Annotated in this window: 17 protein-coding genes; 16 read left to right on the top strand and 1 reads right to left on the bottom strand. The window is 49.4% G+C overall.

Features of this window, described 5'->3' with window-relative positions; translation table 11 throughout:
• The 4 genes from rsgA (at window position 1) to spoVM (ending at window position 2,431) form a co-directional block, all read left to right on the top strand.
• Window positions 1-885 (top strand): ribosome small subunit-dependent GTPase A, encoded by an 885-nt coding sequence (rsgA, locus tag QMZ64_RS10790; RefSeq protein ID WP_265627085.1) that lies wholly within the window; start codon window positions 1-3, stop codon window positions 883-885.
• Between the two features lie 3 nt (window positions 886-888).
• Window positions 889-1,545, top strand: a complete 657-nt coding sequence (gene rpe / locus QMZ64_RS10785; protein ID WP_039072720.1) for a ribulose-phosphate 3-epimerase — start codon at window positions 889-891, stop codon at window positions 1,543-1,545.
• A gap of 75 nt (window positions 1,546-1,620) precedes the next feature.
• Entirely contained in the window at window positions 1,621-2,265 is a 645-nt protein-coding gene (locus QMZ64_RS10780; RefSeq protein WP_243940253.1) for a thiamine diphosphokinase, read from the top strand.
• 85 nt (window positions 2,266-2,350) lie between these two features.
• Complete coding sequence (spoVM, locus tag QMZ64_RS10775) at window positions 2,351-2,431, top strand: stage V sporulation protein SpoVM (protein ID WP_003221545.1); 81 nt, start codon at window positions 2,351-2,353, stop codon at window positions 2,429-2,431.
• A 118-nt stretch (window positions 2,432-2,549) separates the two neighbouring features.
• Here the strand turns inward: spoVM and rpmB are convergent, their stop codons facing one another.
• Complete coding sequence (gene rpmB / locus QMZ64_RS10770; protein WP_003181685.1) at window positions 2,550-2,738, bottom strand: 50S ribosomal protein L28; 189 nt, start codon at window positions 2,736-2,738, stop codon at window positions 2,550-2,552.
• Window positions 2,739-3,024: 286 nt separating this feature from the next.
• Between rpmB and QMZ64_RS10765 the strand changes: the two genes are divergently transcribed.
• The 12 genes from QMZ64_RS10765 (at window position 3,025) to smc (ending at window position 17,125) form a co-directional block, all read left to right on the top strand.
• Window positions 3,025-3,387 carry an Asp23/Gls24 family envelope stress response protein gene (locus tag QMZ64_RS10765; RefSeq protein ID WP_243940255.1) on the top strand — a complete coding sequence of 121 codons (363 nt, stop codon included), beginning with the start codon at window positions 3,025-3,027 and terminating at the stop codon, window positions 3,385-3,387.
• Window positions 3,388-3,404: 17 nt separating this feature from the next.
• A complete protein-coding gene (locus QMZ64_RS10760) occupies window positions 3,405-5,078 on the top strand; it encodes a DAK2 domain-containing protein (RefSeq protein ID WP_265627084.1) in 1,674 nt (557 codons plus the stop codon).
• 178 nt (window positions 5,079-5,256) lie between these two features.
• Window positions 5,257-5,919 (top strand): L-serine ammonia-lyase, iron-sulfur-dependent subunit beta, encoded by a 663-nt coding sequence (sdaAB, locus tag QMZ64_RS10755; protein WP_152848014.1) that lies wholly within the window; start codon window positions 5,257-5,259, stop codon window positions 5,917-5,919.
• A 17-nt stretch (window positions 5,920-5,936) separates the two neighbouring features.
• Entirely contained in the window at window positions 5,937-6,839 is a 903-nt protein-coding gene (gene sdaAA / locus QMZ64_RS10750) for an L-serine ammonia-lyase, iron-sulfur-dependent, subunit alpha (protein WP_265627083.1), read from the top strand.
• Complete coding sequence (gene recG, locus QMZ64_RS10745) at window positions 6,817-8,865, top strand: ATP-dependent DNA helicase RecG (protein WP_265627082.1); 2,049 nt, start codon at window positions 6,817-6,819, stop codon at window positions 8,863-8,865. Before sdaAA ends, recG begins: the two co-directional genes overlap by 23 nt.
• 116 nt (window positions 8,866-8,981) lie before the next feature.
• Entirely contained in the window at window positions 8,982-9,548 is a 567-nt protein-coding gene (gene fapR, locus QMZ64_RS10740; RefSeq protein WP_020451360.1) for a transcription factor FapR, read from the top strand.
• Between the two features lie 17 nt (window positions 9,549-9,565).
• Complete coding sequence (gene plsX, locus QMZ64_RS10735; RefSeq protein WP_265627081.1) at window positions 9,566-10,558, top strand: phosphate acyltransferase PlsX; 993 nt, start codon at window positions 9,566-9,568, stop codon at window positions 10,556-10,558.
• 17 nt (window positions 10,559-10,575) lie between these two features.
• On the top strand, window positions 10,576-11,535 hold the full coding sequence (gene fabD, locus QMZ64_RS10730) for an ACP S-malonyltransferase (RefSeq protein WP_243940264.1): 960 nt from the start codon (window positions 10,576-10,578) through the stop codon (window positions 11,533-11,535).
• A complete protein-coding gene (gene fabG / locus QMZ64_RS10725; RefSeq protein ID WP_265627080.1) occupies window positions 11,522-12,265 on the top strand; it encodes a 3-oxoacyl-[acyl-carrier-protein] reductase in 744 nt (247 codons plus the stop codon). Before fabD ends, fabG begins: the two co-directional genes overlap by 14 nt.
• Window positions 12,266-12,341: 76 nt before the next feature.
• Window positions 12,342-12,575 carry an acyl carrier protein gene (gene acpP, locus QMZ64_RS10720; RefSeq protein WP_003181706.1) on the top strand — a complete coding sequence of 78 codons (234 nt, stop codon included), beginning with the start codon at window positions 12,342-12,344 and terminating at the stop codon, window positions 12,573-12,575.
• Between the two features lie 140 nt (window positions 12,576-12,715).
• The gene (rnc, locus tag QMZ64_RS10715; protein WP_075752863.1) at window positions 12,716-13,465 is read left to right on the top strand and encodes a ribonuclease III; all 750 of its coding nucleotides are present in this window, start codon (window positions 12,716-12,718) and stop codon (window positions 13,463-13,465) included.
• A 99-nt stretch (window positions 13,466-13,564) separates the two neighbouring features.
• On the top strand, window positions 13,565-17,125 hold the full coding sequence (gene smc / locus QMZ64_RS10710; RefSeq protein ID WP_265627079.1) for a chromosome segregation protein SMC: 3,561 nt from the start codon (window positions 13,565-13,567) through the stop codon (window positions 17,123-17,125).

The raw sequence follows: 17,125 nt of genomic DNA, 5'->3' as shown, positions 1-17,125 counted from the left end.
ATGCCTGAGGGCAAAATCATTAAAGCATTAAGCGGATTTTACTATGTTTTGGATGGCGATCAGATCATTCAGTGCAGGGGAAGAGGGGTTTTCAGAAAAAATAAAGTCACCCCTCTCGTCGGCGACGATGTCGTCTACCAGGCCGAAAACGATAAAGAAGGCTACATTCTCGAAATTAAAGACAGATTCAATGAATTGGTCAGACCCCCGATCAGCAACGTGGATCAGGCGGTTCTCGTGTTTTCGGCAAAGGAGCCGACATTTAGCACGTCGCTATTGGATCGTTTTTTAGTGCTGGTTGAGGCGGGTGACATCAGGCCGATCATCTGCATTACGAAAATGGACCTCGTAGATGATGACGCGCTCAAAGAGCGGATTCACCAATATGCCGAAGACTACCGGAACATCGGGTACAGCGTCTATCTGACATCGATGAAAAACGGAAGCGGCATCGATGACATCGTCTCCCATTTTCAAGATAAAATCACCGTATTCGCCGGCCAGTCCGGCGTGGGCAAGTCTTCGCTTTTAAATGCGATCAGCCCCGACCTTGAACTGAAAACCGCCGGGATTTCCGCTCACTTGGGAAGGGGAAAGCATACGACCCGCCATGTCGAGCTGATCGATATAAACGGCGGGCTCGTCGCGGACACCCCGGGCTTCAGCTCGCTTGAGTTTGCCGGTATTGAAGCTGAAGATTTAGGATCTGCGTTTTTGGAAATCGGCGAAAAAAGCGCCGAATGCAAGTTCCGCGGGTGCCTGCATATGAAAGAGCCGAACTGCGCCGTCAAACGCGCCGTGGAAAACGGTGAAATCACACAGTATCGCTACGACCATTATGTTGAATTTTTAACAGAGATCAAAGATAGAAAGCCGAGGTATTAAGATATGGTATATGTTGCTCCTTCGATTCTTTCCGCCGATTTTGCCCGTCTAGGGGAAGAGATTCGGGATGTTGAACAAGGCGGCGCCGATTTCATCCACATCGATGTAATGGACGGCCATTTCGTTCCCAATCTGACCATCGGGCCGCTTGTAGTGGAAGCCGTCCGCCCGATCACTGAACTTCCGCTCGACGTTCATTTAATGATCGAAGCGCCTGATCGCTATATACCTGCTTTTGCAAAAGCGGGCGCCGATATTTTGTCCGTCCATGTTGAAGCGTGCCCGCACCTTCACAGGACGATCCAGCTCATCAAAGAGCAAGGAGTCAAAGCAGGTGTCGTCTTGAATCCGCATACCCCTGTGCAGCAGATCGAGCATGTGCTTGAAGACCTTGATCTCGTACTATTGATGACAGTGAACCCGGGCTTCGGCGGACAGTCGTTTATTTCCTCAGTCCTGCCGAAAATCAGGCAGGTCAAGGAGATGGCCGAACAAAAAGGGCTCGCCGACCTGCTGATTGAAGTGGACGGCGGCGTTAACAAAATGACGGCAAGACAGTGTATCGAAGCGGGAGCGAACCTGCTTGTTGCGGGCTCTGCCGTTTATAACGAAAAAGACCGGAAAAAAGCCATTTCCGATATAAAAGGTGCGCTTGGGTAAGGTTTCCCGATGAAGAAGAGCCGGCTTTCTCAAGCTGCGCTCTTTTTTTAGGGCGTTCACAGAAAGGACAATGCGATGAAAACGATCAATATTGTAGCGGGAGGCCCTGATCATCTCATTCCCGACTTGCTGCAGTATCAGGACGGGGAGGCGCTTTGGGTCGGGGTTGACAGAGGCGCTGTCACCCTTTTGGAAGCGGGGATCGTGCCTGATGAAGCGTTCGGGGATTTTGACAGCATCACAGACGAGCAAAAAAAAGCGATTGAAAAGGCCGCTCCCCGCCTCCATATTTATCAGGCGGAAAAAGATCAGACGGATTTGGATCTTGCGTTGAGCTGGGCCGTCGAACAGCGGCCTTCATTCATCAGAATGTTCGGCATTTCGGGAGGCAGAGCAGACCATTTTCTCGGGAATCTGCATCTCCTTTACACCGCGATCAAGCAAAACGTCAAGACCATCATGATCGACCGCCAAAATACGATCAGCATGCATCCCCCAGGTTCCTACACCGTCATGCATGATCTAACAAAACCGTACATTTCATTCCTGCCGTTTACGGAGACGGTAAAAAACCTTTCCCTCGAAGGATTTAAGTATTCTTTAAATAAGTGTCATATTGCTCTCGGTTCGACACTATGTATTAGTAACGAACTCATCCATTCACAAGGTGCTTTTTCGTTTTCTGAAGGCATATTAATAATGATAAGAAGCACTGATTAAATATCCTGGCGCTTCCGCTCGCTTTGTGTATGGGATCCGATGTTGAAGGTGGATGCGGTTGCGGACTCTTTGAGGAGGGAAGGGAATGAAATTTTACACCATTAAATTACCGAAGTTTTTAGGGGGAATCGTCCGGGCGATGCTTGGCTCGTTTCGCAAAGACTAAGAAGCGCCGGGTGCGCTTTTTTTGCGGAGCGGGTCATAGGGCTCTCCCCGGATGGCAAAAGAACGAAAAAACGCCTGCCTAAAGCGTACAGTCGCTCTTGGCAGGCGTTTATTTTTTCTTATACACGCTCAACTTTTCCAGATTTCAAAGCTCGAGCAGATACATATACTTTTTTAGGCTTGCCGTTCACAAGGATGCGCACTTTTTGAACGTTAGCGCCCCATGTGCGTTTAGAAGCGTTCATCGCGTGAGAACGAGAGTTGCCAGAACGTGATTTTCTGCCTGTAATAACGCATTTACGTGCCATTTGTTTCCCTCCTAACTATCAAAAAAAACATCATCATTCATTATCAGTTGATCACCTGTGATGCTTCAGATACTTTAATAATTTACCACAGCTAAAAACCGTTTGCAACTATTGATTACTCTGCTTTCAAGAAAAATTCCTTGACATCTTGAAAAAATGAACGCGCTGTAGTATAAGTAGGGTTAGGTTTGGAGAGAAGCCTGCCTGTTCTTTTAAAAAGAAGGTCCTTATAGTAGAATGATGTTAACCAGAGGTCAGAAGCGAGACTCGAAAAGGAGGAACCAACGTGTCCATTGAATTCCGAACAAAATACGGACAGATTGATATATCAAACGAAGTGGTCGCCATGGTTGCGGGAGGCGCAGCGATCGACTGCTACGGGATCGTAGGTATGGCATCCAAGAACCAAATTAAAGACGGACTGACTGAAATCCTCAGAAAAGAAAACTTTGCAAGAGGCATCATCGTCCGCCAAGAAGAAGATCGTATTCATATTGACATGTACATCATTGTCAGCTACGGAACAAAAATTTCAGAAGTGGCACATAATGTTCAAACAAAAGTCAAATATACGCTCGACCATACAGTGGGTCTTGCAGTGGATTCCGTAAATATTTACGTTCAAGGAGTACGAGTGACGAACCCGTAGTTAGGAGGAAAACAAGAGTGTCTATACGAAATCTGGATGGAAAAGCTTTTGCAGAAATGGTTCTGTACGGCGCACGCCATCTGTCTCAAAACGCAAATGTAGTTGATGCGTTAAACGTATTTCCGGTTCCGGACGGAGATACAGGAACGAACATGAATCTGTCGATGACATCCGGTGCAAAAGAAGTGGAGCAGATCGATGCCGCCAATATCGGCAAAGTGGCACAAAGCCTGTCAAGAGGGCTTCTGATGGGAGCGCGGGGAAACTCGGGCGTCATTTTATCCCAGCTGTTCAGAGGCTTTGGCAAATCGATTGAACAAAAATCGGAAATTAACGCGAAAGAATTTGCCGCCGCGTTTCAGGCCGGAGTGGACACCGCCTACAAGGCCGTCATGAAGCCTGTCGAAGGCACGATCTTGACGGTTGCCAAAGATGCGGCAAAAAAAGCAGTGCTCACCGCTCAAACTGAAACCGATATCATCAAGGTGATGGAAGCCGTCGTGAATGAAGCGGAGGCTTCATTGGAGCGGACGCCTGAGCTGCTTCCGGTTTTAAAGGAAGTCGGTGTCGTCGACAGCGGCGGAAAAGGGCTTCTTTACGTGTATGAAGGGTTTCTCGCTTCTTTAAAGGGAGAAAAGCTTTCTGAAAAAGCGGCCGCACTTCCGTCATTGAATGATCTTGTCAGCGCGGAGCACCATAAAAACGCTCAAAGCCACATGAACACAGAAGACATCGAATTCGGCTATTGCACGGAGTTTATGGTGAAGCTTGACAGCGGCAAAAGAAACTTTAATGAAGATGCGTTCCGCCAGGATTTAAGCGGCTTCGGTGATTCGCTGCTCGTCGTCTCAGACGAAAATATCGCCAAGGTGCACATCCATGCCGAATATCCGGGGGAAGTCATGACTTATGCGCAAAAATACGGCAGCCTCATCAACATGAAAATCGAAAATATGAGAGAACAGCATACCGCGATTCTCAGTCAGAACAAACAGGAGACAGCTGCACCGGCTGAAAAAGCGCCGGCAGAAAAACAGCCGTACGGCATCGTCACAGTTGCTATGGGAGAAGGGATCGCCGAGCTTTTCGAAAGCATCGGCGCCACAAAGGTCATAGAAGGCGGTCAGACGATGAATCCGAGCACGGAAGACATCGTTCAGGCGATCAAAGACGCCAATGCAGACACGGTCGTGATTCTGCCGAATAATTCAAACATTGTCATGGCGGCGAACCAGGCCGCGGATGTTGCCGGACAACATGTGATTGTCATTCCGACGAAGACCGTTCCTCAAGGGATGGCCGCGCTCCTCGCATTCAACCCGGCTCTTGGAGCGGACGAGAACGAAGCCGCGATGCTCGGTGCGATCGGCGAGGTGAAAAGCGGACAAATCACCTATGCGGTCAGAGACACAAACATTGACGGCATCGATATTAAAAAAGGCGATTTTATGGGCATCTTAAACGGGAAAATCGTTGAGACGGCATCTGACCAGTTAACAGCAGCGAAAAAGCTGCTCGCAGGCATGATCGATGAAGACAGTGAAATCGTCACTGTGATCAAAGGGGAAGACGCGCCGGAAGAAGAGGCCGAAGAACTCGCAGCCTTTATCAGCGAGACGTACGAAGACGTTGAAGTGGAAGTGCACGACGGTAAACAGCCGCTGTATTCCTACATTCTGGCTGTTGAATAATCGATCAAAGGCAGAAGGGCATGATGATAAAAGCCCTTCTCTTCTTTTGGCTTTTTTTAAAGCAGCCGCCGTTCGGGCGTTGTCTGCTTGCCAATTAGGGAATGATCGATTAGTCTAAAAAAAACGGCTTTTTTTCCTCCGTACAGCGGGGGAATCTGTGTGTAAAAGGGGGATAAGGATGAAGTACAGAAGTGTGTTTGATATTATCGGGCCCGTCATGATCGGTCCGTCAAGTTCTCATACGGCCGGCGCGGCCAGAATCGGCAGAGTCGCCAGAAGCGTGTTTGGAAGGGAGCCTAAACAAATCGTTGTGTCATTGTACGGTTCTTTTGCCGAGACGTATAAAGGACATGGAACAGATGTTGCGATCATCGGCGGCCTTTTGGATTTTGATACATTTGATGAAAGAATCAAAGATTCGATCCGCCTAGCCGAAGAAAAGGGAATCGCCATCGAGTTCCGGGAAGAAGAAGCGGTTCCGAAGCATCCCAATACAGCCCGCATCCTCATCTCTGATGATGAAGGCTCCCTTGAACTCGCAGGCATCTCAATCGGCGGAGGGAAAATCGAAATCATTGAGCTGAACGGCTTTGAGCTCAGATTGTCGGGAAATCACCCCGCTATTTTAGTCGTCCATAACGACCGCTACGGAACGATTGCAGGCGTAGCCAATGTGCTTGCGAAGTTCGCAATCAACATCGGCCATATGGAAGTGGCCCGCAAAGACGTCGGCCAGGAAGCGCTCATGACGATTGAGGTCGATCAAACGATCGATCCGGCTGTTTTTGAAGAATTGAGAGCGCTGCCGAACATCATTGAGGTGACCCAGATCGCTGACTAAAAGGAGGGTGAGACGATATGTTTCGAAATGTGAAAGAATTAATTCAGCTGACAAAAGAAAAGAACGTGTCCATCTCTGAAATCATGATCACGCAGGAGATCGAGGTGTCAGGCCGGACGCGGGAAGAAATATTCGAGCAGATGGAAGCCAACTTGGCCGTGATGGAAGATGCCGTTCAAAAAGGTGTTGAAGGCGTCGTGTCGCACTCCGGATTGACGGGCGGAGACGCCGTTAAGCTTCAAGCCTACCTCAAATCGGGCAAAGGGCTGTCAGGGGATGTCATCCTTGACGCTGTCAGCAAAGCGGTTGCGACAAATGAAGTCAACGCTGCGATGGGAACGATTTGCGCAACGCCGACAGCCGGATCGGCCGGCGTTGTCCCGGGGACGCTTTTTGCGGTAAAAGAGAAACTTCAGCCGACGAAAGAGCAGATGGTCCGCTTTTTATTTACATCGGGAGCGTTCGGATTCGTCGTTGCCAACAATGCGAGCATTTCGGGAGCCGCAGGAGGCTGTCAGGCTGAAGTCGGCTCGGCCTCGGGCATGGCGGCTGCCGCCATCGTCGAAATGGCGGGCGGAACCCCTGAACAGTGCGCCGAAGCGATGGCGATCGCTTTAAAAAACGTACTCGGTCTAGTCTGCGATCCTGTCGCAGGGCTCGTCGAGGTGCCGTGTGTGAAGCGGAACGCGATGGGCGCAGCGAACGCGATGGTCGCGGCTGATATGGCGCTTGCCGGCATTACAAGCCGCATTCCATGCGATGAAGTGATCGATGCGATGTACAAAATCGGGCAGACGATGCCGACGGCGCTGAGGGAAACAGGCCGGGGCGGTCTTGCCGCAACACCGACGGGCAAAGAATTGGAGAAAAAAATATTCGGAGGAGCGTCAGCGGCACGTGGAACACAATCTGCAACTTAATATATCTGTTATAAAAGGCGTCGGGACGGAAACGGAAAAAACGTTAAATGAGCTCGGAATCTATACGGTTCTCGATCTTTTAAACTACTTCCCGTACCGATATGACGATTATGAATTGCGCGATTTGGAAGAAGTGGCACACGACGAACGAGTGACGGTGGAAGGGAAGGTTCACAGCGAGCCTTCTCTTGCCTATTACGGGAAAAAGCGGAGCCGCCTCACGTTCCGGCTATTGGTCGGAAACTATTTGATTACAGCGGTTTGTTTTAACAGGCCTTATTTGAAAAAAAAGCTTGCAATCGGTTCGATCGTTACCGTAACCGGAAAATGGGACAAGCACAGACAATCCGTGATGGTGCAGGAGTTGAAAAACGGGCCGCACCAAGGTGACCAGTCGATTGAACCCGTTTACTCCGTCAAAGAAAACATCACCGTAAAGACGATAAGAAAATTGATTCAGGAAGCCGTCCGCAGCCATTTGCCGTCTGCCGAAGACCCCCTTCCGGAAAAGCTTCGGACCGCCTATAAACTTCTGTCTTATCAGGAGGCGGTAAAGGCGATGCACAAGCCCGAGTCGAGGGAAGCTTTAAAACATGCGCGGCGCCGCTTTGTATATGAAGAATTTTTACTGTTTCAGCTGAAAATGCAGGCTTTGCGGAAGTTCGAGCGGGAAGCGTCCGACGGAATCAGCCACACCTTTCAGCCGGAAGACGTCAATTCGTTTGTCAAAAGCCTCCCGTTTCCTTTGACAAACGCGCAGGCGAAAGCGCTCGACGACATATTAAAGGACATGGCTTCAGGGTATAAAATGAACCGGCTTTTGCAAGGAGACGTCGGATCAGGCAAAACGGCCGTCGCCGCGATTGCTTTATACGCCTCGCTGCTTTCAGGATTCCAGGGAGCGATGATGGTGCCGACCGAAATACTGGCGGAACAGCACGCCGATTCATTGGTATCCCTCTTTGAGCAGCACGATGTCAATGTTGCGCTTTTAACAAGCTCTGTGAAAGGGAAAAGGAGAAGAGAGCTTTTAGAAAGATTAAAAGAAGGAGAAATTGATATTTTGGTTGGGACGCACGCCCTTATTCAGGACGATGTCCATTTTAAACAGCTCGGACTCGTGATCACCGATGAACAGCACCGCTTCGGCGTCGAGCAAAGAAAAAAACTGAGAAGCAAAGGGAAAGATCCCGATGTCTTGTTTATGACGGCGACGCCGATTCCGAGAACACTGGCGATCACGGTTTTCGGGGAAATGGATGTGTCCGTCATCGATGAAATGCCGGCTGGGCGAAAGCGGATCGAGACTTATTGGGTGAAGCATGACATGCTCGAACGAATTCTCGCGTTTATCGAAAAAGAACTGAAAAAAGGCAGACAGGCATATGTGATTTGTCCCTTGATTGAAGAATCGGACAAGCTTGACGTTCAAAACGCGATCGATGTGCACAGCATGCTGACCCATGCTTTCAAAGGAAGGTGGCAGATCGGCCTTATGCACGGAAAGCTGTCAAATGACGAGAAAGAACAGGTGATGAGGCAGTTCAGCAAAAACGAATGCCAGATTCTCGTTTCCACAACCGTCGTTGAAGTCGGGGTAAACGTTCCGAATGCAACGGTCATGCTGATCTATGATGCCGACCGGTTCGGCCTTTCCCAGCTCCACCAGCTTCGAGGCCGGGTCGGGCGGGGCGACCACCAGTCGTATTGCATCTTGATGGCAGACCCGAAATCAGAAACAGGCAAAGAGCGCATGAGCATCATGTCTGAGACGACCGACGGCTTTGAGCTTTCTGAAAAGGACCTTGAACTGAGAGGACCCGGGGACTTCTTCGGCAAAAAACAGAGCGGGATGCCGGAGTTTAAAGTCGCTGACATGGTTCACGACTACCGCGCGCTGGAAACGGCAAGAAGAGACGCTGCAGAACTTGTCTCTTCAAAGGCGTTCTGGACGGATGCCGAATATGAAAGCCTGCGGGAACACTTGCACAACAGCGGGGTGATGGACGGAGAAAAGCTGAGCTGACCTGGAATCCTGTGAAATTTTATCGTCGGCGGGTAAAGAAAGATTGCATTCCAATCTATGAAATTATATACTACTATTAGTACCTAGTCATAATTGCGCGGATGGTGTTTAAAAACATGAGAAAAAGTAAGAGAGAACGCCAAGAATTGCTGCAGCAGACGATTCGTACGACCCCGTTTATTACGGACGAGGAGTTAGCGGAGAAATTTAACGTCAGCATTCAGACGATTCGCTTGGACCGTTTGGAACTTTCCATACCTGAACTGAGAGAAAGAATCAAAAGTGTTGCCGAGAAATCTCTTGAAGATGAAGTCAAGTCTCTCCCGCTCGACGAGGTCATTGGCGAGATCATTGATTTGGAGCTGGATGAGCACGCGATTTCCATTCTGGAGATCAGAACGGAGCATGTGTTCAGCCGAAATCAAATCGCCAGGGGGCACCATTTGTTTGCCCAGGCCAACTCGCTCGCAGTCGCCCTTATCGACGATGAGCTCGCATTGACGGCCAAAGCGGACATCCGCTTTACCAGGCAGGTCAAGCAAGGCGAACGGGTCGTTGCAAAAGCGAAAGTCGTAAAGCTTGATAAAGATAAAGGCAGAACGGTTGTTGAAGTGAACAGCTATGTTGCCGAAGAGCCTGTGTTTTCAGGCGAATTTGTCATGTATCGTTCAAAACAATCATAGAAGGTGGCGCGTAAGTCATGAAAATTGCTGTAGATGCCATGGGAGGGGACAATGCTCCCAAAGCGGTTATTGAAGGCGTGATGAAAGCGGTCGAAGATTTCGAAGACCTCGAGATCACGCTGATCGGCGACCGGGAAAAAATAGCCGCCCATTTAACGGAACACGGGCGGATCACTGTTAAACATGCGGAAGAAGTCATCGAGGCGACAGACGAACCAGTCAGAGCCGTCAGAAGAAAGAAGAATTCATCGATGGTTCTGATGGCCGGGGAAGTCGCCGAAGGCAGGGCGGATGCCTGCATTTCCGCCGGAAACACCGGAGCGCTTATGACGGCCGGGCTCTTTATCGTCGGCCGGATTGAAGGGATTGAAAGGCCTGCGTTGGCGCCGACATTGCCGACTGTCTCCGGAGACGGCTTTCTCCTTCTTGATGTCGGAGCGAATGTGGACGCCAAGCCCGAACATCTCGTTCAATACGCCATTATGGGATCTGTTTACGGAGAACAGGTGCTGGGCGTCAAAAATCCGCGCATCGGACTTTTAAACGTCGGAACCGAAGACAAAAAAGGAAATGAGCTTGCCAAGCAGACCTTTCAAAAATTAAAGGAAACCGATTTGAACTTCATCGGCAACGTGGAAGCGCGCGACATGCTGGACGGAGTCGCTGATGTCATCGTGACAGACGGCTTTACCGGTAACATTGCCTTGAAAACGGTCGAGGGTGCGGCGCTGTCCATTTTTAAAATGCTGAGAACGACGCTGACTTCGAGCTTCACGGCGAAGCTCGCCGCCTCTGCGCTGAAGCCGAAGCTGAAAGAAATGAAAACGAAAATGGATTACTCTGAATACGGCGGAGCCGGATTGTTCGGCTTAAAGGCGCCCGTCATCAAAGCGCACGGATCATCTGACGGACGCGCCGTTTATCACGCGATCCGCCAGGCCAGAGAGATGGTCAGCCAAAATGTCGCGGCATTTATCGAAGAAAAAATTCAACAAAAAGCAGATGAATAGTCTGGAGGTTTTAACATATGGGCAAGATTGCTTTTCTATTCCCGGGCCAAGGTTCGCAGCATATCGGCATGGGACACGAATTGTATAAAAAAGAACCGAATGCAAAGAAGATATTTGAAGAAGCGGATCAAACGCTTGAAACAAAACTGAGCACCCTCATGTTTGAAGGGGATGCAAAGGAACTGACGCTTACATACAACGCGCAGCCAAGCCTTTTAACGGCGAGCACCGCAGCGCTTCAAAAACTGAAGGAATGCGGCATTAAAGCCGACTATGCGGCAGGGCACAGCCTCGGCGAGTACAGCGCATTGGTAGCTGCCGGCGCCTTGTCGTTTAAAGACGCGGTTTATGCTGTCAGAAAGCGCGGCGAATTTATGAATGAAGCCGTGCCGGCAGGTGAAGGCGCGATGGCCGCCATTCTCGGGATGGACAGCCAGGCGCTGAAAGAAGTGACGGACAAAGTTTCTGAAGAAGGAAATCTTGTTCAGCTCGCCAATTTGAACTGCCCCGGGCAGATCGTCATCTCGGGAACAGCTAAAGGCGTTGAGCTTGCTTCAGAGCTTGCCAAAGAAAAGGGCGCAAAACGCGCGATCCCTCTCGAAGTCAGCGGGCCGTTCCATTCCGACCTGATGAAGCCGGCAGCTGATAAGCTTCGTGAAGTTCTTGATGCGTGCAAGATCAAAGATGCAGCCATTCCGGTCGTCTCCAACGTAACAGCCGACTTTGTAACGGATAAAGACGACATTAAGAATAAACTGATTGAACAGCTGTATTCCCCTGTGCGATTTGAAGAAACAATCAGCCGCCTGATTGACGAAGGCGTGACGACGTTCATCGAAATCGGTCCCGGAAAGGTTTTGTCAGGGCTTGTAAAGAAAGTGAACCGCAGAGTCAAAACGATTGCCGTGTCAGACCCGAACACAATTGAACTTGCCGTTCAAACGTTGAAGGAGGAAAACGAAAATGCTGGAAAATAAAACAGCCGTTGTGACAGGAGCCTCAAGAGGGATCGGCTGCGCGATCGCCCTGGACCTGGCGAAAAACGGAGCGAATGTCGTCGTCAACTACGCGGGAAATGAAGCGAAAGCGAACGAAGTTGTAGACGAAATCAAAGCGCTCGGCCGTGATGCGTTTGCCTTTAAAGCGGACGTTTCAAATGCGGATGAGGTTCAGGCCATGATAAAGGAAGCGGTCGGACGCTTCGGCTCGCTTGACATCCTTGTCAACAATGCGGGCATTACAAAAGACAATCTGTTCATAAGAATGAAAGAAGATGAATGGGACGACGTCATTAACATAAACTTAAAAGGTGTGTTCAATTGTTCAAAAGCTGTGACAAGACAGATGATGAAACAAAGAAGCGGCCGGATCATCAACATCACCTCGGTTGTAGGCGTCGTCGGTAACGCCGGGCAGGCCAACTATGTCGCGGCTAAATCAGGCGTGATCGGCTTGACGAAAACGCTGGCGAAAGAGCTTGCGTCTAGAAACATCACCGTTAATGCAATCGCACCGGGGTTTATTTCGACGGAAATGACGGACAAGCTGACAACAGACATTCAAGACGAAATGCTGAAGCAGATTCCGCTTGCACGGTTCGGCGATCCGTCTGACATCAGCAGCGCCGTTGTTTTCCTCGCATCTGACCATGCGAGCTACATGACCGGCCAGACGCTGAACATCAACGGCGGAATGGCTATGGTTTAAACGAAATCAAAAATTGAATTATCTCTGGTTTTTTAAAAACGAATCAACTATAATACTTGAGGGGAGGTGAATAGCTATGGCAGACGCATTAGAGCGTGTAACAAAAATCATCGTAGACCGCCTCGGCGTGGATGAAGCCGACGTCACTCTTGAAGCTTCTTTTAAAGAGGATTTAGGCGCTGATTCCCTTGATGTAGTTGAGCTTGTCATGGAACTTGAAGACGAGTTTGATATGGAGATTTCTGACGAAGATGCTGAAAAGATTGCAACAGTCGGTGACGCTGTGAACTACATAAATAGTAAGCAGTAAGCTCATTTAAAGTCCCGTTTAAAGACGGGGCTTTATCCCTTTATAAATGCGGCTTTAATTTTAATGTTTTGCCGATGATACACGACCCTGCCTTTTCATAGGAGGTGAGGTGAACTTGATGTGCCCATATGGAGGTTGCTATGTCAAAACATTCACATTTCAGAGACAAAAAAATGTTTCAAAAGAAAGCGGAGCAGTTTAAAAAGTTTCAGGAACGGATTTCGGTTCAATTTCAAAACGAGAAGCTTTTATATCAAGCATTTACACATTCATCTTATGTGAATGAGCATCGAAAGAAGCCATATGAAGATAATGAGAGGCTTGAATTTTTAGGAGACGCCGTTTTGGAACTGACGATTTCTCAATTTTTATACGCCAAATACCCGGCGATGAGCGAGGGTGATTTGACGAAATTGAGAGCGGCGATCGTATGTGAGCCTTCTTTGGTTTCCCTGGCCCACGAGCTTTCTTTCGGAGAGCTTGTTCTATTGGGAAAAGGAGAGGAAATGACTGGAGGAAGAAAGCGTCCGGCGCTTTTAGCCGATGTGTTTGAAGCTTTTATCGGTGCGCTCTATCTGGATCAGGGGCTCGAAGCTGTCGTGGCCTTTCTGAAAGCGTACGTTTTCCCTAAAATCGACGATGGTGCTTTTTCTCATGTGATGGATTTTAAAAGCCAGCTGCAGGAATTTGTACAGCGCGACGGACGAGGTATTCTGGAATATAAAATCCTTCAGGAAAAAGGACCGGCGCACAACCGCGAATTTGAAGCAAACGTATCGCTAAAAGGAGAAGTACTTGGGGTGGGAAGCGGCCGTTCCAAAAAAGAAGCAGAACAGCATGCCGCTCAAGAAGCGCTTGCGAAGCTGCAAAAACACCATATGAAACAATAAATCCCCCTTGCAAAACTCAGGGGGATTTCAATGTATTTTAAGCCTTTTCGATGGGGTTATGATAGAATTGTAATACTTTAATACATAAGGAGGATCACCATGTTCCTCAAACGTTTAGACGTGATAGGATTTAAATCGTTTGCAGAACGAATTTCTGTAGATTTTGTAAAAGGCGTGACAGCTGTCGTCGGCCCGAACGGCAGCGGAAAAAGCAACATTACCGACGCGATCCGCTGGGTGCTCGGTGAACAGTCCGCCAAATCGCTCAGAGGCGGCAAAATGGAAGACATCATTTTTGCCGGCAGCGATTCGCGGAAAAAGCTGAATCTTGCCGAAGTGACGCTGACGCTTGACAATGACGACCGCTTTTTGCCGATCGATTTTCACGAAGTCAGTGTGACGAGAAGAGTCTACAGATCGGGGGAAAGCGAATTTCTCATCAACAACCAGCCGTGCCGCCTGAAAGATATCATCGATCTTTTTATGGATTCGGGGCTTGGAAAAGAAGCGTTTTCCATCATCAGCCAAGGCAAAGTCGAAGAGATTTTAAGCAGCAAGGCTGAAGAGCGGAGAAGCATCTTCGAAGAAGCGGCCGGCGTATTAAAATATAAAACGAGAAAGAAAAAAGCCGAAAACAAGCTGTTTGAGACACAGGACAACTTGAACCGGGTTGAAGACATCCTCCATGAGCTCGAGGGGCAGGTGGAGCCGCTGAAAGTGCAGGCATCGATCGCCAAAGACTACCTTGAAAAAAAGGATGAGCTTGAAAAAATCGAAATCTCGTTAACGGCGTATGATATCGAAGAGCTTCACGGAAAATGGGAAGCCCTTCAGCAAAAAGTCGAAAAGGTGAAAGACGAAGAAATGTCCTCGTCTGCGGCCATCCAGGCAAAGGAAGCCAAAATCGAAGAGGCAAGAGACAAAATTCAAGCGCTCGACGAATCGGTCGATGAACTTCAGCAAGTGCTGCTTTTGACTAGCGAGGAACTGGAGAAGCTTGAAGGCCGGAAAGAAGTGCTGAAGGAACGCAAAAAAAACGCGACGCAAAACAGAGCTCAGCTTGAAGAAGCGCTCGTCCAGCGCAGTGAAAAAGAGAGCAGCCTGAAAGAGAAAATCGCCGCGCAGAAGCTTGTGTTTGAAAAGCTCGAGGCCGAAGCAAAAGAGCTTGCCCGAAAGGTGAAAGAAAAGAATCAGGCTCTCTCCGGATACAGCGAAAATGTAGAAGAAGAAATCGAACAGCTGAAAAGCGATTATTTCGAGCTCTTGAACGAACAGGCATCCGTCCGGAACGAGCTTCAATTTCTTGAAGACCAAATGTCCCAATCCGCGGCGCAGCAAAAACGGCTCGCGCAAAACAATGAAAAATATTTAAGCGAGCGGAAGGAAATCGCCGACCGAAAGATGAAAACCGAACACGAATTCAGCCTCGTCGACGAGCGCCTTCACAGCCAGATTCAAGCATTCAGGGACGCGCAAAAAAGCTATGAACAGAAAAAAAGCCAGTACGAGAAAAAGGAATCCGCCCTTTACCAGGCTTATCAATACGTTCAGCAGGCGCGCTCCAAAAAGGAAATGCTTGAAGCGATGCAGGAGGACTTCTCAGGGTTTTATCAAGGCGTCAAAGAAGTATTAAAGGCCAAGGGCGAGCTTCCGGGAATTCGCGGCGCGATTGCAGAGCTGTTAAAGACGGACGAGCGGTATGAGACAGCGATCGAAATCGCGCTCGGCGCAACGGCCCAACATGTTGTCACAGACGATGAAGACGCTGCCAGACGGGCGATTCAATATTTGAAAAAGCATTCGTTCGGAAGGGCGACCTTTCTCCCGCTGTCCGTCATCAAAGAGCGCCGCATCCAGTCGCGAGACATCGAAGCGGCGAAAGAAAATCCGTCGTTCATCGGCATCGCCAGCGAGCTTGTTTCGTTTGATCCGGCCTACCGGACCGTCGTGCAAAATCTGCTTGGCACCGTGCTGATCACCGAGCATTTAAAAGGCGCCAACGATCTTGCCAAACGGCTCGGCCACAGATACCGGATCGTCACCCTTGAAGGGGATGTCGTCAATCCGGGCGGTTCAATGACGGGAGGAGCCGTTAAGAAAAAAAGCAGCTCGCTTCTGGGACGTAACAGGGAGCTGGAAGCCCAGACAAAACGTCTCGCCGAGATGGAAGAGAAAACCGAATTGCTCGAAAAAGAAGTGAAAGCCCTGAAGCAGACGATGCAAGAGCTTGATGCCAAACTTCAGTCACTCCGCGAGGACGGGGAAGGCTTAAGAACCGAGCAGCAGGAAATCAAAGGGCGTCTGTACGAACTCGAAATCGCCGAGAAAAACGTCAACAGCCATTTGGAGCTCTACGACCAGGAAAAATCGGCTCTGTTCGAAGGGGACGAAGACAAGAAACGGCGTAAAAAAGAGCTTGAAGAAAAGCTCACATCGATCGCCGGCGAGCTGAAGCGCCTCGATTCCGAAATCGAAGCCATGACGGAGCGGAAACAGACGCAGACCTCGACGAAAGAAGCGCTGCAAAGCGAGCTGACCGATTTGAAAGTGGTGTTGGCGAAAACCGAACAGTCGTGTGCGAATGAACGGGAAAAGCTTGCAAGGCTTGAAGAAGAGTATGCCGAGAATGCAGAAGCGCTCAAGATTGCCGAAGAGGATCTCTCTTTCTTGACGACAGAAATGTCCTCCAATACTTCCGGCGAGGAAAAACTTGAAGAAGCTGCGAAAAAGAAGCTGAACGACAAAAATAAAACCGCAGAGCTGATCGCATCAAGAAGAGAGCAGCGGATGAAACTGCAAAAAGGCCTTGAAACCGAAGAGCTGGAACTGAAAGAAATGAAGCGCCAGTATAAGCAGATGGCAGGCCTCTTAAAAGACGAAGAAGTCAAGCTCGGCCGTATGGAAGTCGAACTCGACAACCTGCTCTCATTCCTGCGGGAAGAGTATGGACTTTCATTTGAAGGGGCGAGGGAAAAATATCCTTTGGAGCTTTCCCCTGAAGAAGCGAGGAAGCGCGTCAAGCTGATCAAGCTTGCAATCGAAGAGCTGGGAACGGTGAACCTCGGCAGCATTGAGGAATTCGAAAGGGTCAATGAACGCTACCTCTTCCTCTCGGAGCAGAAAGACGATCTGCTCGAAGCGAAAAATACGCTCTTTAAGGTTATCGAGGAAATGGATGAGGAAATGACGAAGCGTTTTGCGGAAACATTTGCGCAGATCAGTTCTCATTTCGAAGACGTCTTCCGGGCGCTGTTCGGTGGCGGAAGAGCCAAACTCAAATTGACAGATCCGAATGACCTGCTCCAATCGGGCGTCGATATTATCGCTCAGCCTCCGGGCAAAAAGCTGCAGAACCTGAGCCTGCTTTCCGGCGGGGAACGGGCCTTGACGGCGATCGCGCTCCTGTTTTCGATCCTCAAAGTCAGACCGGTTCCGTTCTGTGTGCTGGATGAAGTCGAGGCGGCGCTTGACGAAGCGAACGTGTTCCGCTTTGCCCAATACTTGAAAAAATACAGCCATGAAACCCAGTTTATCGTCATCACCCACCGGAAAGGAACGATGGAAGAAGCCGATGTTCTTTACGGCGTGACGATGCAGGAATCAGGCGTTTCCAAGCTGGTCTCAGTCAAGCTTGAAGAAACAAAAGAACTAGTTCAATAA

This window comes from Bacillus sp. LB7 (assembly GCF_030449715.1).
Lineage (GTDB): Bacteria > Bacillota > Bacilli > Bacillales > Bacillaceae > Bacillus > Bacillus paralicheniformis.
The sequence above is the reverse complement of the archived record's forward strand: the minus strand, read 5'-3'. Positions and strand labels throughout refer to the sequence as shown.